This window comes from Picosynechococcus sp. PCC 7117 (assembly GCF_001693275.1).
GTDB lineage: Bacteria > Cyanobacteriota > Cyanobacteriia > Cyanobacteriales > MRBY01 > MRBY01.
Window position 1 is genome coordinate 2,201,720 of sequence record NZ_CP016477.1, and the last position, 23,595, is coordinate 2,225,314.

Below are 23,595 nucleotides of genomic sequence, written 5' to 3' on the forward strand. Positions count from 1 at the left end.
TCCCTGTACAATTGCAGCCAACAAGGGCGATCGCCCCCAGGCAATTTCAGGTAATAGCAGGATTTATGAGCAGTTCGGAAAAGGTTTCGGTCGGGATTGTCGGCGCGTCGGGCTATGGTGGTATGCAACTCGTCCGTCTGCTGAGTGATCATCCCCAAGTGGAGCTGACCTATCTAGGGGGCAACAGCAGTGCCGGAAAACCCTACGCAGAACTTTATCCCCATGTCGGCCACCGCATCAAAATGATCGTTGAGCCCATTGATCTCGATGTGATTGCCAGCCGTTGCCAGGTGGTTTTTCTCGGTTTGCCCAATGGCTTGGCCTGTGACCTTGCCCCCCAACTGATCGAACGGGGCTGCAAAGTCCTTGACCTCTCAGCTGACTATCGCTTCAAGGATCTCGACACCTATCAGGCTTGGTATAAAACAGAACGCACCGACCAAGATACGAATGCGATCGCCGTTTATGGTCTGCCAGAACTTTACCGGGATGACATTCGCCGCGCCCAACTGGTGGGTTGTCCTGGTTGTTATGTTACTGCCAGCCTCTTAGCCCTGGCGCCCCTTTTCAAACAGGGCTTGATTCAGCCAGAAACCGCAATTATTGATGCCAAATCCGGCACATCCGGCGGGGGTCGCCAAGGGAAAATAAATTTACTCTTAGCCGAAGCCGATGCTTCCCTGGGAGCCTATGGAGTAGCCTCCCACCGTCACACTCCAGAAATTGAACAAATTTGTAGCAAACTCGCCAGCCAAGATATTCGCGTGCAATTTACGCCCCACCTCATCCCGATGCCCAGGGGTATTCTGGCGACGGTCTACGCAACCCTCCGGGATCCGGGTTTGGTGCGCGATGATTTACTGACCATTTACAGCGCCTTTTATCGAGCAGCTCCCTGTGTAGAAGTTCTACCCAACGGTGTCTATCCCCAGACGAAGTGGGCCTGTGGCACAAACCTCTGCTATTTGGGAATTGAGGTAGACCACCGTACGGGCCGCGTCATTGTGATGTCCGCCATTGATAATCTCCTGAAAGGACAGTCGGGCCAAGCCGTCCAGTGTATGAATATCATGCTGGGCTGGGAGGAAACGGCGGGCTTACCGCAGTTGGCGTTTTATCCTTAAATTTTTCCTTGTAAAACGTCAAAAATTGGACAGGGTTTCTGGGACTGAAATGAACTTTGGTGGGGTTTAAAGGTACTCCAGGAAAAGGGAGCTTGTTTGGCCGCAGAAAGCCACAGGAGTCGTTTGGCGCGGGTCATGGCCACATACAGCAGTCGGTATTCTTCTTCGGTTTTAAGCTGTTGGGCTTCTTGCCAAAGAGTCGCAATCGTCGCTGGCGATCGCCCCTGGTCTTGGCCATGAACAAAATGACGGATTTGGGCCCGGGCCACCTGCGCCAGGTTGTAATCACCAAGGAATTGCGCCCCACTAGGCACCCAACTCATGCCGGGAATTTCAGAATCGTGTAAAAAAGGAATAAAGACATAGTCCCAATCTAAGCCCTTCGCCTTGTGCATGGTGATCACCGTAATTTGCTGCGGGCGAGTGTAGCGGGCGTCGGTGTCGAGTTCAATGCCTTCAAAACCATCCCGGAGGAGCATCTCAAACACTTCGAGGCTCTGGCGTAGATTTTTTTGGCCCTGGGTTTGCTGGGCGATGCGTTCGGCGAGTTTTTGCACCGTGGCGAGTTCGACATCGCGATAGTCTAGGGTCATCGCCAAAAAGGGTAAGAGTTGGTAGTGGGGCAGTTGCCAGCGGGCCTGGAGCAGTTGAACACAGAGGGTTTGGGCGGCCTGGGCGAGGCCAGAGGAGAGGTGCGGATCGAGGGGGCCTGGATAGAGAAATTTTTCGGGATAGGTGGCGAGACGGGCTAAATCCTGGGTAGGAATTTTTTGGCGATCGCCTAAAACATCGAGGGCACCCTTCAGGCAGTCAGGAGAGTGGGGCCGTTCCAGAAACCGCAGAATTTGATAAAGCTCTAGCACCAGATGGTTGGCATCATTACCGCTGCGGGCGTCATAAAGGCGAATCGTCGTTGGCTGAAATCGCGCCCTTAATTGCTCAATGACAAATTTGGCCTGACGTTGTTTGCGCACGAGAATTGCTGCACTGTGGTCTGGATTTTCGGTTAATAAAGTTTCGAGGCGATCGCCAAGTTGTTGCACCGTCGCGTAAATATCCTGGGGGTAATGGCGTTCTACTCCTGCCCCAGTGGGATCAGGATTGGCATTTTGTTGGGGGTCATGGCTGGGCACCGGGAAAATTTCTTGCCAGCGAAACGCAAACCGATCCGGCGGCGACAGGGTGTGGCTGGCCCAGTGGAGCATCTGATTCGCCGCAGTGATAATTGGCAGGCTAGAGCGGCCCGCGTAGTGAATTTCGGCACAGTTTACGGCCTGACAAAAGCGATTGAAATAAAACGGGTCAGCGGGGGTAAAGGTGGAATTGATCGCCTGATTTGGATCGCCCACCCGCACGAGGTTACATTCTCCAGATTCGGGAGCTGTGGCCAGGAGGCGAATCAATTGCTCTTGGAGGGGGCTAGAATCCTGGGCCTCGTCTTCAAAAATCCCGTAAATTTGTCCCTGCCAATATTGCTGTAACTCCGGCTGTTGCAGCACCCGGATGGCCCCTAACACCAGATCGTCGTAGTCAAGGACATTGTTCTCCTGGAGCAGTTGTTGGTAATTCTGATAAATGCCAGCGGCGATCGCCAAGGATTGGTAGGGATCGTCCAGGATTTTTCCCAGTTTGGCTACGGCCTGGGGCGAGAGATTAGAACTTTTACTTTCATGGATCACCGTATGGGCAAGGTCTGGCAAAATTTCTGTTCTGAGGGCAAAACGGCGGCGCAATTGCTCCGTTTTTTCCTGATCAGAGCGTGCCCCCTGACAAAGACGTTCATATTGTTCCCCATGGGCTTGAAGCCACTGCTCAACGGCGGCGCGGAGGATTGGGTGATTCGCAGGAATATCCTGGAGAGAAAGGCTATCTAGATCGACGCCAGAAACCTCCGGGTGCCGACTGGCAATTTGCAAGGCTAAACCATGGATTGTTTGTACCGAAAAACCCACGATAGGTAACTGGGCGGCCTTGAGGTGGGTCAGAATTTTTTGCTTAATCCCCTCGGCTGCGGCTCGCGTAAAGGTCACAATGACTAACTGTTGGCCGTGGTGCAAAGACTGCCGGGCAAGGGTGAGGACAGCGGCGACGGCTAGGGCATGGGATTTTCCGGAACCGGGAACGGCGGCGATCGCCATTTCTCCAGACCGCCATTGGGCCAACGCATCTTGGCCAGGGCGGAGGCCAGCGGCCAGTTGCGTTAAAAATTGCTGTTGATGCACACTAAGGTGGTTCATGGGTCTCACTTACTGCCTGGAATTTTTGTAGCGGAACGAACAAAATAGCGGGATTTTAAATTAGTTTTCGTTATCAGTAGTTATTTTTTGCATTAGTAAAAACATTAAATAAGAAATCATAATGTCGTGTTAACCAGAGATTTGCCCAGCGGTGCCTAAAGGTGGTCACAGTAAGCGCCTGGAAGAATTTTTGGGATGACGGAGAGGGGGATTTCCTGTCAATTCAGCCTCGGATTGTCGCTGAAGGCCAACTTTTTTCGGAAATTCATGGGCTATAAAACATAGAGCAATTTATCTGATGAACCTGCAATGTGACGCGGCACCTAAAACCCAGTTTCAGATTATCTCTGCTAAACAATGGGTGCTGTCTGTGATTTTTAGCTTTTCTTTTATTCTGTATGCATTTACCGAAATTCACAGGATTATTATCTACTTTGGGCGCTTCCCTGGTGATGGGCCTCGGCGCGGCAGCCGTTAACCTCGCTCCCTTTCAAACTAAGGCGATCGCCACCAGTGCCGACCCAGTCAAAACAGTGAGCCTCAACGCCCAACGGGAAACCCTAGCCGAAAATCCCCTGTGCCGTTTAGCGAGTACCCTGGATAAGGCCCCGGAAGCACAACTCGTGGCCGATACAAACCCGGAACAACTCACGCCCCAGGTCTCTAAGTGGTGGGCCTTTAATTTATTTCAGCGATTTACCCAAAGTCTGGGCCTCGATTCTTTACTTCAGTTAGAAGTGCCGCTGGCCGCTGCCCCCCTCGTCGCGGTGGTGCCTACGCCGGAAGCAATACCCCAAGCTGCTGCTGAGTCTGGGGCACAGCTGATTAGCTACGACGCAGACCGCCCCGCCACCAACCCCCAAAGCCATCAACTTTGGCTCCAAAATAAGCCCGTTGCCACCATTCGCTCCCAACAGGAGGCCGAACGGTTGGCCCAACGCCTTGAACAACTGGTGGCGATGGCGGAATTTCAAGCCACGGCGATCGCCCCGACGTTACATGAAGACAAACCGGCGATCGCCTTTGGTGATGACATTCTTTTAGTTGTGGACGAAAAAATTACCCATGAGGACGTTCTCAACCATGAGATCCTCGCCATTCAGTGGGCGAATAATCTTCGCCTCGCCCTCGGTGTGCCAGCTCTAGATATGGTCACTGCCCAGCAGCAAATGTACCAGCTCGAAGAAACAGGTCAATCCCTCGAAGGACTAGCCTCCTGGTATGGCCCCTACTTTCACGGTCGCCTGACGGCCAATGGGGAAACCTACGACCAATACGCTTTGACGGCGGCCCACCCTTCAATGCCCCTGAATACCTACCTCAAGGTCACCAACCTCAACAATGACCGGAGTGTAATCATCCGCCTCAATGACCGTGGCCCCTATATTCCGCCCCGGAGCCTGGATCTATCCCTTGGTGCCGCCCGCTGTCTCAATAGCGTGGAAACGGGTGTCATTCCCTACAAGGCCACGATCATGGAACAAAAATCGCCCGAACCAGAGGCGATCGCCCCTGATATGATCTAGGTCTATCTTGAGTGCTGCCTAGGCCCGTTCCCTGACCATGCCAATTATTGAAGTCGATTCCCTCAGTAAAATTTATCCCGTCGCCCTCAAGCAACCCGGTTTTAAGGGAACCCTCAAACACTTTTTCCAGCGGCAATACCGACAAATTAAAGCCGTTGAGGAGATCACCTTTAACATTGAACCCGGCGAAATTGTGGGCTTTTTGGGGCCAAACGGGGCCGGCAAAACCACGACCCTCAAAATGCTCACGGGGCTAATTTATCCTTCCACGGGGGTAGTACGTGTGGCAGGGGCGATTCCTTTCCAGCGGCAGCGGGCGTTTCTCAAGCAGATCAGCCTAGTCATGGGGCAAAAACAACAGCTCCTTTGGGATTTGCCTGCCCTCGATTCCCTCCGCATCAATGCCGCCGTTTATGACATTCCCGAATCTGTTTTTGAGGAACGCCTAGCAGAACTCAGCGCGATGCTCTCCCTAGAAGGGAAGCTGACCCAACCCATGCGCAAACTCTCCCTAGGAGAACGGATGAAGGCGGAACTCCTGGCCGCCCTATTGCACCATCCCCAGGTGCTCTTTTTGGATGAGCCGACCCTCGGTTTAGATGTAAATGCCCAGGTGGCGGTACGGGACTTTCTGCGGGAATATAACCAGCGTTACGGGGCGACAATTCTTTTAACCAGCCACTATATGGCGGATATTACGGCCCTCTGTGAGCGGGTATTGCTCATCTACCAGGGAAAACTGATCTACGATGGCAATTTAGAAAAGTTACTGGATCGCTTTGCGCCCTATCGAGAAGTGCGGGTCGAATTAACAGAAACCTATTCCCGCGAAGCCCTGAGTTTTTTTGGGGAAGTGGAACACATCGATGGTCAAGCGGTACGTTTTTTGGTAAAGCGAGAAAATTTGACCCAGAGCATCGCCAAAATCTTAGAAAATTTGCCCGTAGCGGATCTCAGCGTCAATGATCCCCCCGTTGAAGAAGTAATTGGCCGGGTGTTTAGTGAAGGCATCGTCGCCTAGGGGCAAAGTACAGCATTTTTTCGGTGATATTTTCAAAAAGGCGATCGCCTTTTTGATTTCTAGAAAACAAAGGGCTTAGGGCAGTAACCCAGAGACTAAATTTTTCTAACGTTCCCCCCCATCGGCCAAAGGGTGAAACCTACCATAGGAGTAGAAGTAGCGACCACTACCGTAAGGGTCAGCCTTTTCCCAGCATTACTACCTATGACTATTGCATCTCCAGGCGATCGCCATCTGCCCTATGCAGGGTTGACGGCCGAACAAGTTCAGGCGAATCGTGCCGAATATGGCGCCAATGTTTTAACACCGCCCCAACGGCGTCCCTGGTGGCAACTTTTTTTAGAGAAATTTACTGATCCGGTGATTCGCATTCTGATGATCGCGGCGGCGATCGCCCTTGCGGTGGGGGTGTTGCGGGGCGAATATGCCGAAGGTCTGGGGATTATTGTCGCGATCTTGTTGGCTACCGTCGTTGCTTTTTTTAATGAGTTTAAAGCGAACCAAGAATTTGCCCTCCTCAACCATGTTTACGATCAAGTCATGGTCAAGGTAATTCGCGAGGCCCAGTATCACAGTCTGCCGCGCCAGGATTTGGTGGTGGGCGACATTATCTACATCGAACAGGGCCATGAAGTTCCCGCCGATGCCAAAATTCTTGAAAGCGTTTCCCTTCACATTGATCAAGCAAAACTCACGGGGGAATCAGAACCCGTTAACAAATCAGCCCAAGCGGATCCTTTCCAAGTAGAAGCCGAGCAGTCCGCTTACCCGTTTAATTGTGTCTACCGCAGTACCATCGTCACCCAAGGCCATGGTTTTTGTGAGGTCATTGCCGTTGGCGATCGCACTGAAATTGGTAAGTTAGCCCAAGCGGTGGCCACCGTTGAAGATGATCCCAATACGCCCCTCAATCAACAACTCGAAACCCTGAGTAAAGCAATTGGGGTGGTGGGCTTAACTGTCGCCATCTTGACGTTTATTGCCCTATTGATCCGGGGTCTCCTCACCCAAGAACTGAGGCTAACAGGCTCCCAGGGTTACGTGATGGCCTGTTTACTGGGGGCGATCGCCATGATGTCAGCACCCGTGTGGCTGCCGGTGCTCGAAGATGGCCAAGAACTACTCGAACGCTTGGGGAAGTTACCCGAAGTTTTCGCTGTTCCAGCCCCGGCGGCCCTAAAAAATACCCCCTTGATGTTGCTTGGAGGTAGCCTCTGGTTAGGGGGAAGTCTCGGCTATGGTGTTGCTACCCACTGGCTATCCCCCACAGTGAGAGAATGGCTTCCCCTAGATGTGGGGCTGGCCCTCCTCAATTACTTCATGGTGGCCGTGACGATTATCGTGGTAGCTGTGCCAGAAGGACTGGCCATGAGTGTCACCTTGTCTTTGGCCTACAGTATGCGCCGCATGACTGCCGAAAATAATCTGGTGCGGCGGATGCATGCCTGTGAAACCATTGGCGCAACCACCGTGATCTGCTCCGATAAAACCGGGACATTGACCTGTAATCAAATGCATGTCCATGAAACCTGTATCCCTGGACTGGTGGAGGCTGAACCGGCGCAGGCCACCCATGTTCGTCAGGTGCTCGCCGAGGCGATCGCCGCCAACAGTACCGCCGACCTAGAGTACGCCACCCAAGCGCTGCCCACGGTCATTGGGAACGCCACAGAGGGAGCCCTTTTACTCTGGCTCGATCAACAAAACCTTGACTACCTCGACTACCGTTACAATTTTGACCTCAGTTCCCAGGGGGCATTTTCTGCCGAAAAAAAGTACATGACCAGCCTCGGCAAATCGCCCATTTTGCAGGAGGAAGTTCTCTACGTTAAAGGCGCTCCAGAAGTCGTACTCAAACGCTGTGATTATCAATTAAGTGCTGGTGGGGTTATGCCCCTCACCGAACGGGCTGCCATTATCAAAACGCTCCAAGACTACCAAAGCCGGGGGATGCGGACCCTGGGTTTTGCCTACCGTCCCCTGGGGGATCTCAAGCATTTTAAAATCACTGAAATCGAACGGCACCTGGTATGGCTTGGTTTTTTTGCGATTATTGACCCCCTGCGGGACGATGTCCCCGCCGCCGTTAAAGCCTGTCTCCGTGCCGGCATTCAGGTCAAAATTGTTACCGGTGATAGTCCCCAAACGGCGAGGGAAATTGGCCGACAAATTGGCCTCTGGCACCAAACCGAAGAGGTTAACTTTAAAGCCTTGCACCTGACGGGGCCGGAGTTTGCCGCCATGGATGATGACACCGCACGGGAAGCCGTGAAGTCCTTAAAGATCCTCTCCCGCGCTTGCCCCCTAGATAAATTACGCTTGGTGAAGTTGCTCCAACAATCGGGAGAAGTGGTTGGTGTGACGGGAGATGGGACGAATGATGCGGCGGCCCTCAAACAGGCGCAAGTGGGGCTTGCTATGGGAAGTGGTACGGCGATCGCCAAGGAAGCCAGTGACATTATTCTTTTAGATGATTCCTTTAGCAGCATTGTGAATGCGGTGCTCTGGGGGCGATCGCTCTATGAAAATATTCAAAAATTTCTTCTCTTTCAGCTCACCATTAACGTGGTAGCCCTGGGGACAGCTCTTTTGGGGCCATTTATTGGCATTGAGCTTCCCCTAACGGTGACCCAAATGCTGTGGGTCAATTTGATTATGGATACCTTTGCCGCCCTGGCCTTAGCCACGGAACCGCCCAATCCAGAAGTCCTAGGGCGATCGCCCCGTCAAGCCGAGGCATTTATCATCACCGGGGCCATGGCCAAACAAATTGCCTTCTTAGGGTGTGGATTTCTGGTGCTGATGGTAGGCATTTTGGAGTATGAAATGCGCGATGGCACCATCAATACCTACGAGCTTTCCGTCTTTTTTGCGATTTTCGTCTTTCTGCAACTGTGGAATTTATTTAATGCCCGCTGTTTTGGCCTCTCGATTTCTGCGTTTACAGGGCTCTCAAAAAATCCAGCTTTTAGCGCGATTATTGCCACCATTTTTATCGGTCAAGTGGCCATGGTGCAGTGGGGGAGCAGTGCCTTTCGTACCGTCCCCCTGGCCTGCCGCGATTGGCTGTGGATTATCGGAGGAACCTCTTTTGTGTTGTGGTTCGGGGAAATTTGGCGCAAAGGGCAAGGCTCGTCTCAATAATTTTGACTACTGCCGCCAGCCAAACCAGCTCCGCCACCGTTGGAAGCGATCACCCTGGCGTTTTTGGGCCATGTGCTGCGCTAATTCTGCCCGTTGGGCGGGGGTGAGCACTTCACGAATGTCTAACATCTGCCGGAAATGGAGATCTGCTAAATCTTGGCGTAGGTTTGTAATGGTACGGTGTTGGGCCTCTAATTGATTGCGGGAAGTCGTGCTATTGCGCATTAATGTCCGCATGGTATTTTTTGCCTGTTGAATTGCTGCCCGTTTGGCCCCCATTTGGCTACGGTAATTGGCGCGGATTCCTTGGATTTGTTGTCTCTGGGCGGTACTGAGGTCAAGCCGATCAACGAGATCTGCTTCCCGCTCATCCCCTTGGCTCATGAGGACTGGTGCTGGGGCAACGGTGAAGTGGGTGTCTTTCGTGGTTGAGTCGGCGATCGCCATTTCCCCTGTCAACGAGAGGGCCACCGCAGAAGCCATTAATACTTGTTTTTTAAACATGATTAAAATTCATCTCCAAAACTAATCACAGATTCCGCTAGGACGGCATTAGCCCAGTGTTGAAATTTAGGAATGTTTTGCGAAGCACTAGGGATCAGTATTGACAACAAAATCAACGTACTCGTAGGACAGTTCCTGTTCCTGGTAAAGGTGCTCCCCAAAGGAATAAGACCAGCTTTCTTCAAGAAAAGCCTCCAGTTCTTCATCGGCTCCCCCGGCGATCGCCTTTGGCTGGGGTTGTTCAACTCTCCCCCAATACTGTTGCGGCATCACTTCCGGCAGCGACCCAAATTCCTGGTGCAGTTGTCCATGGCCAACCACGAGCACAAGCCCGGCAGCAATCACTGTCGGAATCCACCATTTCCCCTGGGACGAAGCTGTCAGGTTTGACGGTTCTGTTTGGTTGAGTCGCGCCAAAAGCCTTTCTTCATGATCCCCTGGTGGCGGTGGACCGTAGGGTTCATGGTTCTTTAAAAACCGGATTAAGTTGTCATGGTCATGGAAATTCATAGACTGACTCCTTGGGTTTCTAAAAACTGACGCAGCGATCGCCGGGCATGGTGGAGGCGAGATTTCACCGTTCCTGGCGGAATCCCAAGAATTTCAGCCACCTCCTTTTGGGGCAAATCCTTGAGATCATGGAGCACCAAGACCGCCCGGTGTTCCAAGCTTAGCGACTGCAAACCTCGCTGCACCAAATCTTGATAATAAATTTGACTCAGCCCCTCCGGCCCCGGATCTGCTACCGCACCAATTTGCGCCTCTAAGCCTGTGATTAAGGTCATCTGCTTCGCAAAGCGTCGCCGTTGATCCGTCGCCACATTCCAAGTAATGCGGTACAACCAGGTGGCAAAATAGTCCGGATTTTTGAGGCGCGGGAGCCCCTGCCAGGCCTTTAAAAAAACCTCTTGAACTAAATCATCCAAGAGCGCCACCCCACAGAGTTGATACAGGGTAGACCGTACCTTTTGGTGATAGCGTCGGTACAGGATTCGGAAACTTTGGCGATCGCGCCGCCCCCGAATAGACCCTATTTTCCCTTGGCAAAGACAAACCAATTCCCTATCCGAAATGGCAGTAGGGTGGTCAACAGCTTGATCGGGCATATCCCTCTCCAGTCATCGCACGTCTTTTTAGACTGAACCTTTACCCAAAAAGTTCAACCGGCTCAAAAAAAACTTGAACCAAGGTATTGCCAAATCCAAAAACTGTGGCTACAATGTTAAACCGTTGGAACACAACGCGCCACACAATCCTCAGTAGCTCAGCGGTAGAGCGGTCGACTGTTAATCGATTGGTCGCAAGTTCGAATCTTGCCTGGGGAGTACAAAAATTAAATCAATCGATAATCTCGCTAATCGAACCATGGAACTGCGGCTTTCATCGGTTTAAGTCAGGATTCACAAAAAACTGTAGGCTGCTGTTCTGCTTTATGGCTTCAGTGGGATTTATGCTGAATTTGAAGGATAAGGGTAGTCTAGTAGAAGGTTTTTGATTTCCGCCTACAGCACGATGACATCACCCTCTTCCCAACGCCTCAAACCGAAATCCTTTGCGGATTTAGTGGCCCAATTGCGTAATTTTCCCAAACCCCAAAGCGAAGATTCTGTACTGCTGCGGGCCTTGGTACAGCTATTGGTGGTTGTCGGCATTATTGCGACGGATGTGGCCTCAGAAGGAAACATGATCTGGTTTGGCTGGCCGATCAGTATTTTAGCGGTACCCTTAACGCTCCTGGGGGGAGTCTGGAGTTGGCAAAACCGTCAGAAGGCGAATGTGGGGGCAAAATTTTTTATTGCCATTGGCATGTTGGGCATGCTGTTGCTCTTTTTCCGGAATCTGTATGCCAATTTAAACGATACGCGTTTGGTGCTGGCAGAGCTCCTCATTCAACTGCAAATTCTTCACAGCTTCGATTTGCCCCGCCGAAAGGATCTGGGTTATTCGATGGTGATCGGCCTTATTTTGTTGGGGGTGGCAGGCACTGTTTCTCAAACGCTAACCTTTGCGCCCTGGTTAATTCTATTTTTGGCGATCGCCCTCCCTGTTCTAGTTTTAGATTACCGTTCACGCCTTGGCCTAGCTGGCTTGGAGACGATCCTTTGGCCGCAGCGCTCCAGTGCCCGTAAAGGTCGCGCTGACCTCCTGAGAAATTCTCCCCTGTCACCCAAACGCCTGGGCGCAATTTTGGGGATCACCTTGGTATTGGGCTTGGGACTCTTTAGCATCATGCCCCGTTTTCCTGGCTATCAACTCAGCACCTTGCCTGTGAGTTTGCCCGCCGATGCCCCTGAAAATGAACGTTTTAGTCCGACTAACCTTAGCCTCGTCAATCCCGGTTATGAGAATCCTGGCAGCGAAGGAAATGAAAACGCCGATGGTGCGACCTTTGGGAATAGTCCGGGTACTGGGGCAGGCACGGGTGAAGGCAGTAGTCCCAGCGAAGGTCAAGGGGAACTCGATAAAACTCAGTATTACGGTTTCAATAGCAAAATCAACCAAAATCTCCGGGGTGAGATGGAAAAGGTGCTGGTGATGCGGGTGCGATCGCAGGCTCCTGGTTTTTGGCGCGTGATGTCCTTTGACCGTTACACAGGCCAGGGCTGGGAAGTCACCAATGCCGATGATTTGCAACTCACGGAGCGTTCCCGCTGGGCAGGACGTTTTTTCCTAACGCCTTTTATCCCCAACCCAGTGGAAAAGAAAAAAATTATCCAGAGCTATACCGCCGTTTTGTCTTTGCCGAACATTGTCCCGGCGATGCAGTATCCGACGGAGCTTTATTTTCCCACGGCGGAGATTGGTCAAGATCCAGAGGGCAATTTGCGATCGCCTTTGGGACTTTTAGAAGGTCTAACCTATACCGTTGTTTCTAAAGTACCCTACCGTAACCGGACGGAATTGGCGGCAGCAGGGACAGATTATCCGCCCTTTGTCACCGAGAAATATCTAGATGTCCCCCCAGAGATAAAAGCGGAGGTACGGGCCGTTGCCGAGGAAATTCTCTCCCAGGCCAATAGCCCCATCACTTCCCCCTACGAAAAGGCCCTCTATCTCGCCCAAGGTTTGAAACAACGCTTCCCCCAAGCCCAAGAAATTCCGTTCTTCGCAAACGATGAAGATCTCGTTGAAGCTTTCTTGTTCAAATACAAGGGGGGCTATGCCGACCATTACGCCACAGTCCTTACAATCATGCTGCGTTCTATTGGGATTCCGGCCCGGTTTGCAACGGGATTTGATCAAGGGGATTTCAATCCATTTACGGGCTATTACCTCGTCCACAATACCGATGCCCATGCTGTTACAGAAGCCTATTTTCCGGGCCAGGGTTGGTTTGCGTTCAATCCACTGCCGGGTTATGAAGTTGTACCGCCTTCCTTTGAGGATGGTGGTGCTTTTGGCGTATTGAGATCATTTTGGCGTTGGGTTGCGGGTTGGGTGCCGTCGCCGATTCTTGGCTTCTTTGAAGGGTTATGGTTTACCACCCTGAAAATACTAGGCTACGTGGTTTCGCGGTTGTGGGGCTTTGTTTCCAGTGGCCTCGTTGGGGCCATTACGGGGACGATCGCCGTTGCTGTCGCCAGCATGGGCGGTTGGTTTGTCATTAAACAAATTCGCAACTGGTTTCAACGACGCCGCTTTGCTCGATTACCAATGATGGAACAGCTCTACCAACAAATGCTCCTGCTGCTCCAAAACAAAGGGCACCAAAAACAACGTACCCAAACCCCCTGGGAGTTTTTGCGGACGATTCAACCGCAATATCGTCCTGAAACCTTAGAAATTTTGACGGAACTGACCGAAGCCTATGTCAACTGGCGCTATGGTGAGCAACCTGCCAATACAGACTACCTCCGGCAGCAACTCAAACGTCTACGACGTTCCTTTTATCGAGGTCAATCCTAAAACGGAGAGGGGGGGATTCGAACCCCCGACTGAGTTGCCCCAGTAACGGTTTTCGAGACCGCCGCATTCAACCACTCTGCCACCTCTCCAGGGGCCTAAACTATTCTAAGCACAATTCAGGGTCTTGGCTAGTCCGATTGCCATAAAGAACCCAAAAGTTATTTACACCCAAAATAGACGGGAAAAAACCTAAAGAAGTTAAAAAGATTACATTTCCCCAATGATCCCCGCGCTAGGTTAGCAATACCCTCCGATTGCTTATCAAGCTAGACCGTCCTCACCCAGTGGCGGTTTTTTATTGTCCAAGGGCTGGCCCCCCCGACCGGAAAATTAAGGCACAATAGTTAAACGTTGCCCGCCCTCACCTTTTATTTCTCCATGAGTCAGCCCCACATCGTCATTATCGGCGGCGGTTTCGCCGGACTCTATACGGCGCTCCGTCTGTTGCAATTTCCCTGGGAGACCTCCCAGCGGCCAGACATTACCTTAATCGATCGCCAGGATCACTTTGTCTTTAGTCCCCTCCTCTACGAGCTGATCACGGAGGAAATGCAACCCTGGGAAGTGGCCCCCACCTACACGGAATTGTTGCGCCATGGCCCGGTGAAATTTGTCCAAACTCAAGTACAAACCGTTGACCCGGAGCAAAAAACCGTCGTCTGCGGCGATCGCCAAATCACCTATGACTACCTCGTCATTGCTGCTGGGGGCGCAACAAAATTTGTGGATTTACCTGGCATCAAGGAATACGCTCTGCCCTTTAAAACCCTCAATGATGCTCTCCGCCTCAAGGAAAAATTACGGGCTTTGGAAACCAGTGCGGCGGAAAAAATTCGCATTGCCATCGTTGGGGGTGGCTACAGTGGCGTGGAATTAGCCTGTAAATTAGCGGATCGCTTAGGCGATCGCGGCCGGTTACGGATCATTGATCGTGGCGATGAAATCCTCAAAAATGCGCCTCAATTTAACCAATTAGCCGCTAAGGAAGCCCTGGAAGCACGGGGAATTTGGGTAGACTATGCCACGGAAGTCACCGAAGTCACCGCCGATAGCCTGAGCCTGCGCTACAAAGGGGAAGTAGATACCATTCCCGCTGATCTCGTTTTGTGGACTGGCGGAACGGCGATCGCCCCTTGGGTAAAAGATCTCGCCCTGCCCCACGCAGACAATGGCAAACTTGATGTCAATGCCCAACTCCAGATCCAGAACCACCCGAACATTTTCGCTCTTGGGGATGTCGCCCAAGCAGAAGACAATTTACCGATGACGGCCCAGGTGGCGATTCAACAGGCCGATGTCTGCGCCTGGAATTTGCGGGGCTTGATTACAAATAAGCCTCTTTTGCCGTTTAAGTTCTTTAATCTCGGTGAAATGCTCACCCTAGGCGAAAATAATGCCACCCTCAGCGGTTTGGGCCTAGAACTCGAAGGCAATCTCGCCCATGTCGCCCGTCGCTTGGTCTATCTCTACCGTTTGCCGACCTGGGAACATCAAGTGCAGGTGGGCCTCAATTGGCTCGTGCAACCCCTCGCAAAATTATTGGCTCAGTAGACGAAACAAGCAAAATGATGGCAACACAACCAAAGGTTATTTTTTTCGATGCGGTGGGGACGCTCTTTGGCGTCAAGGATGGGGTCGGGGCGACCTATGCCAAAATTGCCCAACGTCACGGGGTAACGGCGGATCCGGAGCGTTTAGAACAGGGGTTTCGTCACTCCTTTAAGCGTAAACCTGCCCCGGCATTTCCAAATATTGATGCTGAGTTGATCCCGAAACAGGAATTTCTGTGGTGGGAGGCGATCGCCCAGGAAACGTTTACTGCTACCGGAGTGATTGAACAGTTTCTTGATTTTCGTGCTTTTTTTACGGATTTGTACCAGCATTTTGCGACAGCGGAACCCTGGTTTATTTTCGCGGAAACCTTGGCTTCGGTGCAGACTTGGCACGCCCAGGGCATTGAGTTGGGTTTAATTTCAAATTTTGACTCCCGCCTGTTGCAGGTGTTAGATGCCTTAGAACTAGCCTCCTATTTCCAGAGTGTGACCATTTCCTCCCTAACCGGAGCAGCGAAACCAGACCCCAAAATTTTCCAAGCAGCCCTCGCTAAACATAGTTGTCAGCCAGAAGAAGCGCTCCACATCGGCGACAGTCGCCTGGAAGATTACGAAGCAGCAAAACGGTTGGGAATGCAGGCGCACCTCATCGAACGGGATCAGCCTTTTCCTTACAGTCGTCAGCCTTAACTCCCACTCCCCCCTCTAACTCCCCTCAAGGGACACCCCTCTAACTCCCCTCAAGGGGAGAATGTTGGTTAATAGGTTTGCCAGACGCGGGACAGGGCTGGTGGTTGCGGGGAATAGAGCGATCGCCAATTTTGCCAAAGGGAGATAAACCAGCGTTTTACTTCCGTGCTGGAGGGGCCCCGGTAGCGACAGAGCACGCCTTTGGGTAATTGTGTGATCCCGCCCAAGCCCTGCTGAATGGTGGCCATGGTTCGTCGTAACTCCGTAATTTGGGCCTCGCTAATCTCTAAACCCACCAAAGCCAGGCTTCCCACCACCGGCTGATTATTCAGGCCATTCCAGGCAGCAAAGACTTCTGGATTTCCCGGTAGCCATTGGCGATCGCCCCAGAGCAGTTCATCATCTTGCCAAATTTCTGTCAGCCCCCGCCAGTTACCAGAGATGAATTTTTCGCCCCGGGCCGTGCGCCCAAACCGAAGAACTTCCCAGCCACACCACACCGCACCGGGAGCCAGATTGACCCGCAGGCTCTGGTGATATTCTGCCCCGTCGAAAATAATCATTTCTTGGGGAAAGTATTCCAAAATGCTGCCCGGAGCCTGGTTAATAATGCCGTCCTGTTGCGCCGTTTCCCCGTTAGTACGATAAAGTTTGTTGGCCGCCGCCGTTGTGAGGAAAACATGACTTTCTGGCTTCAGTTCGAGATCCAGAGATAGGCGATCGCCGCCGACAATGCCCCCTGCCGTGTGGAGCAAGACCGTGTGACACACTCGATTTCCTTCCGGATAAAAAGGCCGCTGGATGCGAAACGGCGCTTGGGTAAAACAGCGTTGCATTTCCGTCTTGCCCTGGCGTTGCCCGTAAATTAAGCCCACCTTGCCGTGCCAGGGCTGCGCTTTGTGAATCACCTGTTGTTGATCTTGCATTTTTGTCTGAAATTGATGGGATTAGGGGGACTAAAAATTGCTGCCAAAACAGCCCCCAACAGCAGTCTATTTTCCCGATCATCCCACTGATCCGGGCAGGCCCAACGGCGATCGCCAAATATTTTGTTCCTAAAACAATGGAGCAAACAAACCTCAAGAATCCTAATCACACTTCCGCCCCCGTATAGTTGCCGCTCACAGACAGATGCTTTATCTTTGAAAAAATTTTACGAATTTCCCATTCTTTCAGAAACATAAGGAGTCCCTATGTACATCGTCCAGATTGCTTCGGAATGCGCCCCCGTCGCGAAGGTAGGTGGACTTGGAGATGTGGTTTACGGACTCAGTCGCGAGCTTAGTCTGCGCGGTCATTGTGTCGAAATCATTTTGCCCAAATATGATTGTCTCCGTTACGACCACATTTGGGGGATGCACGAAGCCTATCGGGATCTTTGGGTACCCTGGTTTGGCGGTGCGATCCACTGCACCGTTTTCTATGGCTGGGTCCATGGCCAACAATGTTTCTTTATCGAACCCCACTCCGGTGATAACTTTTTCAGTCGGGGCTTTTTTTATGGGGCCTTAGACGACCACATGCGCTTTGCCTTTTTTAGTAAAGCGGCCCTCGAATTTTTACAAAAATCCAACAAACGCCCCGATATTATCCACTGCCATGATTGGCAAACAGGTCTGGTTCCGGTGATGCTCTTTGAAATGTACAAGTGGCATGGCCTGTGGAATCAGCGGGTGTGTTACACCATCCACAACTTTAAGCACCAAGGTATCGCGGGCGCTGACGTCCTGTGGGCGACGGGTCTCAATAACGAGGGCTACTATTTCCACTACGATCGCCTCCGGGATAACTTTAATCCCTTTGCCTTAAATTGCATGAAAGGGGGCATCGTCTATGCCAATGCAGTGACGACCGTTTCTCCCCACCACGCCTGGGAAGCCCACTACACCGATATTGGTTGTGGTCTGAGCCATACCCTCCATCTCCACCAAGACAAGTTTAAGGGAATTCTCAACGGCATCGACTACAGCACTTGGAACCCAGAAGTAGACCACAATATCGAGCTGCAATACAGTTGGGATAGCCTCGAAAATAAAGCGAAAAACAAAAAAGCCCTACGCGATCGCCTATTACTTGAAGACAATGACCGACCGATCATCGCCTACATTGGCCGTCTCGATGACCAAAAAGGCGTTCATCTCGTTCACCATGCCATGTACTACGCCTTGAATCGGGGAGCCCAATTTGTCCTCCTTGGTTCTGCCACCGAAGGCTCGATCAACTCCTGGTTCTGGCACGAGAAATTCCACCTCAACGACAACCCCAACTGTCACATCGAGCTGGGCTTTAACGCCGAACTGTCCCACATGATCTATGCCGGGGCTGATATGCTTGTCGTCCCCAGTAACTACGAACCCTGCGGTCTGACCCAACTCATCGCCCTGAAGTATGGTGTGGTGCCCATTGTCCGTGGTGTCGGTGGCCTCGTGAGTACCGTGTTTGACCGGGATCATGATGATAAACATCCCCCCGAAGAACGCAATGGTTATGTCTTTTACCAAACGGATAACCACGCCCTCGAATCCGCCATGGAACGGGCCATTGGTTTATACACCGTGTACCCAGAGGAGTTCCGGAAGCTGCAAATCCAGGGGATGAAATATGACTATTCCTGGAACAACCCCGGCAATGAATACATCGATCTCTACGAGTTTATCCGCGCCTAAGGGGGCTGATCAAAAGCGTTTCGAGGTTTGACGACGAAAACCCACCTGGGAAGTTTGTCCCCAAAGCCTGAACCGAGGTTCCTAACAATTCCCAGGGAAGTCGTTACCATGGTAGGCAAGTTTTTCCTTTGTCCGTGCCTATGGATGCCTTTAGCCCCTATCCGCCTGAGTGGATCAAAAATGCCAGTCACGCCCTCAGTTTCCATTGTCCCAGCTGTGAAGCACTCCCCCATGATGCGAAACGGGCTTGGTTAAATCGCTATGCCCCCGTGACTGATGCGCTGCACCGTCGCCGCTGGCAGGAGTTTTATGAATGTCAATGTGGCACCGTTTGGTGGGCCTGGAGTAGCGATCGCCCTCCATCTCGTTACCAAACAGATGACCGGGGTGAAAATGACGAATTTCGCCAGGGCTTGTTTTAGAGGAATCGTGAAAGTTTGTTCCGGGGCGATCGCCGCTTGCCGAGGGATACCCCTTACCATGATAATGTTGGCTACCCATCACACTGGGGACGCAAACGCCAACGGAACACCATGCAGTTTTCAAAGATTCTCATCGCCAATCGCGGAGAAGTTGCCCTACGCATTATCCACACCTGTCAGGAGCTCGGCATTGCCACAGTTGCCGTCCACTCCACCGTAGATCGCCAAGCCCTCCACGTTCAGCTCGCCGATGAGAGCATTTGCATTGGCCCGCCCCAGAGCAGCAAAAGCTATCTCAACATTCCCAATATTATCGCTGCGGCCCTCAGCAGTAACGCCGACGCAATTCACCCAGGCTACGGTTTCCTCGCCGAAAATGCCAAGTTTGCAGAAATTTGTGCCGACCACCAAATCACCTTTATTGGCCCTTCCCCAGAAGCAATGATCGCCATGGGGGACAAATCCACTGCCAAAAAAACGATGCAGGCGGCAAAAGTCCCCACCGTACCCGGTAGTGCTGGGTTGGTGGCCTCCGAAGAACAAGCCCTAGAAATCGCCCAACAAATTGGCTACCCCGTGATGATCAAAGCCACGGCGGGTGGTGGTGGCCGGGGGATGCGCCTTGTGCCCAGCGCCGAAGAATTGCCCCGTTTGTACCGAGCGGCCCAGGGGGAAGCAGAAGCAGCCTTTGGGAATGGCGGCGTTTACATCGAAAAATTTATTGAACGGCCCCGCCACATCGAATTTCAGATCCTCGCGGATCAGTACGGCAATGTAATTCACCTCGGCGAACGGGATTGTTCGATCCAGCGACGACACCAAAAACTTCTCGAAGAAGCGCCCAGCGCGATCCTCACCCCCAGACTGCGGGACAAAATGGGGAAAGCAGCGGTCAAAGCGGCGAAATCCATTGATTATGTCGGGGCGGGAACAGTGGAATTCCTCGTGGATAAGAATGGGGATTTCTACTTTATGGAAATGAATACCCGCATTCAGGTGGAACACCCGGTCACAGAGATGGTGACGGGACTAGATCTGATCGCCGAGCAAATTAAAGTTGCCCAAGGCGATCGCCTCAGTTTGAATCAAAATCAAGTGAACTTAACTGGTCATGCCATCGAGTGCCGGATTAATGCCGAGGATCCCGACCATGATTTCCGACCGACCCCAGGCAAAATCAGTGGCTATCTTCCCCCCGGTGGCCCTGGGGTACGGATGGATTCCCACGTTTACACCGACTATGAAATTTCCCCCTACTACGATTCTTTGATCGGTAAATTAATCGTTTGGGGGCCCGACCGAGACACCGCCATTCGCCGCATGAAGCGGGCACTCCGAGAATGTGCGATTACTGGAGTATCGACCACCATTAGCTTCCACCAAAAGATTTTGAATCACCCGGCTTTTTTGGCGGCCGATGTCGATACAAACTTTATCCAGCAGCACATGTTGCCCTAGGGGCGATCGCAAATAGTCTCTAACCTTGAGGGCAATCCCCATAAGCGACGATTGGGGAAGTGCCCTTACTTTTTCGCGATGACTTGCACCAAAGTCTGGTCTTGGTCTGCGTAGATCATGATTTGGGAAGCGCGCTCTTGCTTTTGAAAGCCAAACATCGATTGCCCGTTGACGTCCATGGTCATTTCTTGAGTCCAACCGTTTTTGGCCATTTCTGCGGTGTATTTGTCTTTGACAGCGGCTACACTTTCATTAGTAACAAAGGTGACAGAAACCCCTTCCGGTAAATCCATCGCCATTCTAATTTCCGCATTTTTATCGAAATAAATGTCCTTGGGGAAGGTGTCGGGGAGTTTGACATTGTCGCCGCTGCTGACAGACAGATTCCCTTCGTTGGTTTTGATATCGACGGATTCTTTGGACATATCGATATCGACTTTTTCGCCGGAGCCAGCTTCAATCGCTTTTTCAAAAATTATTTCCTGAACCATACCGCAGCCACCGAGGCTGAGGGCACAGAGGAAGAAGGCAGGGAGAATCAACTTTTTCACGGCTTTTGTCCTTAAATTTTGTTTGTTGATCATTGGCTTGTGGTACTTGCCATGGCCCTTTGGGTTATGTGCTTTGGTTTTAAGGGCAATGGTCAAAACAAACCGCCAATAGTAATTTATAGTGGGCACCCAGGCAGACTGATGCAGTTTCGGAAAATCCCAGGCCATTGTCCCTATTTTCAATGGGTTCGGTAAAAATCAAGGTCGCAGTTAAGTTAAATTAAGTCTTAACGCAATGAATTTTTGGTGAATGCGATGTCTTGGTTAGCTGTGACAAGTTTGGGGCTCAATCTGCTGTTGGGCGCGATGACTTTATTTTTTATTTTCCGCATTGTGCTCACTTGGTATCCCCAGGCGGAATTAACGAAACTGCCCTTTAGCTTGGTGGTATTGCCGACGGAACCGCTTTTGGCCCCGACCAGAAAGCTGGTGCCGCCCCTGGGAGGCATTGATATTTCTCCGGTGATTTGGGTCGGGATCGTCACCCTCCTGCGGGAGGTACTCTTGGGTCAGCAGGGTCTATTGGTGATGCTATTGCGTTAGGTGGATTGAAGGGGCGAGCCGTTGGAACCCCAGGCTTTTGATCCACGTCTAGCGAGGTAATGCTGGAATCAAAAAAGGATATTCGATATGTGGCGACGGTGCTTATTGGCGTTAACGGGGGCTTGGGGGATGGGACTGGCGATCGCCCCGGTGATGGCCCAACCGTTACCAAAACAAGCCATTTTTGAAAATCTCCAGTTGCGCCCTAATTTTGCCCCCAATCCCCAGCTATTACGGGGGGTCAGTGGGGGAAGTGAACCCGCCGCAGAATTTTTAGGAATCGAGGATACCCCCACGGGGTCTTGTGTTGGCTTTATCGATAACCATGCCGACCATCGCCTCAGCCTCATGACATTTTTTAATGATTTAGAACTGAGCGTTGAAAGTGCCGGAGATACGGTGCTCGTGGTCAAAGGCCCCGGTGGTGTATGGTGCAATGACGATGCGGTGGGTCAAAATCCGGCAATTCGCGGCGAATGGCAAAAAGGACTGTATCAAGTCTGGGTTGGCTCCCGGGGACAACGGCAATATTATCCCTATATTTTAGAAATTCACCATCGGAAGTAGTTGATCCCTAAGTTGGGAGATCAGGTAATGGGGGATAATGGAAACATTATCTTGATGTTGCACTAGAGAAAACATTGTGGCTATCGGAATTGGTTTACTTGGCTTAGGAACGGTTGGCACGGGCACCGCAGAAATTTTGCTGTCGCCCCAAGGCCGCCACCCGCTGTTGGGGGAAGTGGTTTTGAAACGGGCAGGGGTGCGCTCCCTAGACAAGCCCCGCAACATTGATTTACCAGCGGGTTGCCTAACCACTGATCTAGAGGCCATCGTCAAAGATCCAGAGATTCAGGTGGTGGTTGAGTTGTTGGGCGGCCTGGAGCCAGCGCGGACTCTCATCCTGGCGGCGATCGCCAATGGGAAACATGTGGTCACCGCCAACAAAGCAGTGATTGCCAAATATGGCGAAGAAATTTACACCGCAGCGAACAAAGCGGGGGTCTATGTGCTCCTTGAGGCGGCGGTGGGCGGTGGCATTCCGATCATCAAACCCCTCAAGCAATCTTTAGGAGTGAACCGCATTACCCGTGTCATTGGCATTATCAATGGCACCACCAACTATATCCTCACCCAGATGGCCCAGCACGGGGCGGACTTTGGGGAAGTATTAGCGGAAGCCCAAAAATTGGGTTATGCCGAAGCCGATCCCAGTGCCGATGTGGATGGGGGCGACGCGGCGGACAAAATTGCGATTCTTGCTTCCTTGGCCTTTGGGGGACGAATTCGGCGCGAAGATGTCTACTGCGAAGGGATTCGTTCCATTAGTGCGGCAGATATCAGTTTTGCGAAAAAGCTCGGTTTTGTGATCAAATTATTGGCGATCGCCGAACGACCAGACCTCGAAGAAGATGCCCTACAGTTGCGCGTTCACCCGACTTTAGTACCAGAAGATCATCCCATCGCCAGCGTCAATGGTGTCTTTAATGCGATCCTCGTGGAAGGGGAACCCCTCGGCCAGGTAATGTTTTATGGCCCTGGGGCTGGGGCTGGGGCAACGGCCAGCGCCGTAGTTTCTGACATTGTCCATGTGGTGGGTCTGTTGCATTCTGACCAGGTGATCCAAAAACTCAACCCTCTCCTGGGCTGCACCCACGAGCATTACAGCAAAATTTTGCCCATTGATACCCTAAAAACGCGTTTTTATGCGCGCTTTTTGTCGCGGGATTTGCCCGGTGTGATCGGCGATCTGGGGACTTGCTTTGGGCAGCACCAAGTGAGCTTGGAATCAGTCGTGCAGATTGGTCTTCAGGATGATTGCGCTGAGATCGTCGTCGTGACCCATGATGTCCATGAGGCAAATTTCCGGGAAGCCATGCGAGAAATCGAAGGCCTAGAGGCGATCAAGGAAGTGCCGAGTATTCTCCGCGTCCTTTAGTAATCATTCAACTGCAAAATTCTTGATCCTCCACATTTCTGGAGGATTTTTTATAGCATGTTGTTTAATGCGATGATCAATCGCTTTTCATCTTCTACGGCTCCAAAGAGCAATTACGGAAGAGAAAATAATAGTGAAAATCTCCTCGGATTAAAGGCATTCTAGCGAGATTGTGTATCAATAAAAATTTAAAGCACTGTGATCTGGGGAAGTTCCAGATCACAGTGCTTTTACTATAAATATATTTTCTTGTCAAATATTATTGCTTTTTAATACTAATTTTTTTTGCCCTTCTGAACCAGTAGAAATAG

Annotated in this window: 19 protein-coding genes and 2 tRNA genes; 14 read left to right on the forward strand and 7 right to left on the reverse strand. The window is 51.6% G+C overall.

Translation table 11 applies throughout. The features are described 5' to 3' along the window. Positions 1-65: 65 nt before the first annotated feature. Entirely contained in the window at positions 66-1,124 is a 1,059-nt protein-coding gene (argC, locus tag AWQ22_RS10655) for an N-acetyl-gamma-glutamyl-phosphate reductase (RefSeq protein WP_012307707.1), read from the forward strand. Here argC and AWQ22_RS10660 read toward each other — a convergent pair. After that, complete coding sequence (locus AWQ22_RS10660; protein WP_065711063.1) at positions 1,121-3,361, reverse strand: ATP-dependent helicase; 2,241 nt, start codon at positions 3,359-3,361, stop codon at positions 1,121-1,123. The two genes, argC and AWQ22_RS10660, sit on opposite strands and share 4 nt — an antisense overlap. Before the next feature lie 398 nt (positions 3,362-3,759). Here AWQ22_RS10660 and AWQ22_RS10665 point away from each other — a divergent pair, with 398 nt between their 5' ends. The 3 genes from AWQ22_RS10665 (at position 3,760) to AWQ22_RS10675 (ending at position 9,052) form a co-directional block, all read left to right on the forward strand. Next, complete coding sequence (locus AWQ22_RS10665) at positions 3,760-4,887, forward strand: septal ring lytic transglycosylase RlpA family protein (RefSeq protein WP_232321345.1); 1,128 nt, start codon at positions 3,760-3,762, stop codon at positions 4,885-4,887. A 37-nt stretch (positions 4,888-4,924) separates the two neighbouring features. After that, the gene (locus tag AWQ22_RS10670) at positions 4,925-5,908 is read left to right on the forward strand and encodes an ATP-binding cassette domain-containing protein (RefSeq protein WP_030006646.1); all 984 of its coding nucleotides are present in this window, start codon (positions 4,925-4,927) and stop codon (positions 5,906-5,908) included. A gap of 204 nt (positions 5,909-6,112) precedes the next feature. Beyond that, positions 6,113-9,052 (forward strand): calcium-translocating P-type ATPase, PMCA-type, encoded by a 2,940-nt coding sequence (locus AWQ22_RS10675; protein ID WP_065711064.1) that lies wholly within the window; start codon positions 6,113-6,115, stop codon positions 9,050-9,052. 6 nt (positions 9,053-9,058) lie between these two features. On the opposite strand, the gene AWQ22_RS10680 is transcribed toward AWQ22_RS10675, so the two are convergent. The 3 genes from AWQ22_RS10680 to AWQ22_RS10690 form a co-directional block, all read right to left on the reverse strand. Then, entirely contained in the window at positions 9,059-9,535 is a 477-nt protein-coding gene (locus AWQ22_RS10680; RefSeq protein WP_198166485.1) for a Spy/CpxP family protein refolding chaperone, read from the reverse strand. 108 nt (positions 9,536-9,643) lie between these two features. Continuing rightward, positions 9,644-10,066, reverse strand: a complete 423-nt coding sequence (locus AWQ22_RS10685; protein ID WP_065711066.1) for a hypothetical protein — start codon at positions 10,064-10,066, stop codon at positions 9,644-9,646. Then, positions 10,063-10,662, reverse strand: a complete 600-nt coding sequence (locus AWQ22_RS10690) for a sigma-70 family RNA polymerase sigma factor (RefSeq protein WP_030006642.1) — start codon at positions 10,660-10,662, stop codon at positions 10,063-10,065. The genes AWQ22_RS10685 and AWQ22_RS10690 overlap by 4 nt, the downstream gene beginning before the upstream one ends. Before the next feature lie 147 nt (positions 10,663-10,809). Here AWQ22_RS10690 and AWQ22_RS10695 point away from each other — a divergent pair. Together AWQ22_RS10695 and AWQ22_RS10700 are read left to right on the forward strand one after the other, a co-directional pair. Then, a tRNA-Asn gene (locus AWQ22_RS10695) sits at positions 10,810-10,881 on the forward strand. Positions 10,882-11,068: 187 nt separating this feature from the next. Next, positions 11,069-13,462, forward strand: a complete 2,394-nt coding sequence (locus AWQ22_RS10700; RefSeq protein ID WP_065711067.1) for a DUF3488 and DUF4129 domain-containing transglutaminase family protein — start codon at positions 11,069-11,071, stop codon at positions 13,460-13,462. A 2-nt stretch (positions 13,463-13,464) separates the two neighbouring features. Here AWQ22_RS10700 and AWQ22_RS10705 read toward each other — a convergent pair. Next, positions 13,465-13,551, reverse strand: a tRNA-Ser gene (locus tag AWQ22_RS10705). A gap of 289 nt (positions 13,552-13,840) precedes the next feature. Here AWQ22_RS10705 and AWQ22_RS10710 point away from each other — a divergent pair. Further along, entirely contained in the window at positions 13,841-15,013 is a 1,173-nt protein-coding gene (locus AWQ22_RS10710) for an NAD(P)/FAD-dependent oxidoreductase (RefSeq protein WP_065711068.1), read from the forward strand. Positions 15,014-15,027: 14 nt separating this feature from the next. Further along, positions 15,028-15,705, forward strand: coding sequence for an HAD-IA family hydrolase (locus tag AWQ22_RS10715; protein ID WP_065711069.1), 678 nt, complete (start codon positions 15,028-15,030; stop codon positions 15,703-15,705). A gap of 68 nt (positions 15,706-15,773) precedes the next feature. Here the strand turns inward: AWQ22_RS10715 and AWQ22_RS10720 are convergent, their stop codons facing one another. Next, entirely contained in the window at positions 15,774-16,631 is an 858-nt protein-coding gene (locus tag AWQ22_RS10720) for an urease accessory protein UreD (protein WP_065711070.1), read from the reverse strand. A gap of 267 nt (positions 16,632-16,898) precedes the next feature. Here AWQ22_RS10720 and glgA point away from each other — a divergent pair, with 267 nt between their 5' ends. From glgA to accC, 3 genes are all read left to right on the forward strand, one after another. After that, positions 16,899-18,371, forward strand: a complete 1,473-nt coding sequence (gene glgA / locus AWQ22_RS10730) for a glycogen synthase GlgA (protein WP_062435226.1) — start codon at positions 16,899-16,901, stop codon at positions 18,369-18,371. Between the two features lie 140 nt (positions 18,372-18,511). After that, entirely contained in the window at positions 18,512-18,793 is a 282-nt protein-coding gene (locus AWQ22_RS10735) for a hypothetical protein (RefSeq protein WP_030006632.1), read from the forward strand. A 111-nt stretch (positions 18,794-18,904) separates the two neighbouring features. Continuing rightward, positions 18,905-20,251, forward strand: a complete 1,347-nt coding sequence (accC, locus tag AWQ22_RS10740; RefSeq protein WP_030006631.1) for an acetyl-CoA carboxylase biotin carboxylase subunit — start codon at positions 18,905-18,907, stop codon at positions 20,249-20,251. Between the two features lie 65 nt (positions 20,252-20,316). Here accC and AWQ22_RS10745 read toward each other — a convergent pair whose 3' ends face one another. Then, positions 20,317-20,802 (reverse strand): hypothetical protein, encoded by a 486-nt coding sequence (locus AWQ22_RS10745; protein ID WP_030006630.1) that lies wholly within the window; start codon positions 20,800-20,802, stop codon positions 20,317-20,319. A 255-nt stretch (positions 20,803-21,057) separates the two neighbouring features. Between AWQ22_RS10745 and AWQ22_RS10750 the strand changes: the two genes are divergently transcribed. The 3 genes from AWQ22_RS10750 to AWQ22_RS10760 all read left to right on the forward strand — a co-directional run bounded on the left by AWQ22_RS10750 (position 21,058) and on the right by AWQ22_RS10760 (position 23,284). After that, positions 21,058-21,345, forward strand: coding sequence for a YggT family protein (locus AWQ22_RS10750; protein ID WP_012307731.1), 288 nt, complete (start codon positions 21,058-21,060; stop codon positions 21,343-21,345). Between the two features lie 87 nt (positions 21,346-21,432). Then, positions 21,433-21,912: a hypothetical protein gene (locus AWQ22_RS10755; RefSeq protein ID WP_041443575.1), complete on the forward strand. Its 480-nt coding sequence runs from the start codon at positions 21,433-21,435 to the stop codon at positions 21,910-21,912. 76 nt (positions 21,913-21,988) lie between these two features. Beyond that, positions 21,989-23,284, forward strand: coding sequence for a homoserine dehydrogenase (locus AWQ22_RS10760; protein WP_030006628.1), 1,296 nt, complete (start codon positions 21,989-21,991; stop codon positions 23,282-23,284). Positions 23,285-23,595: the final 311 nt, after the last annotated feature.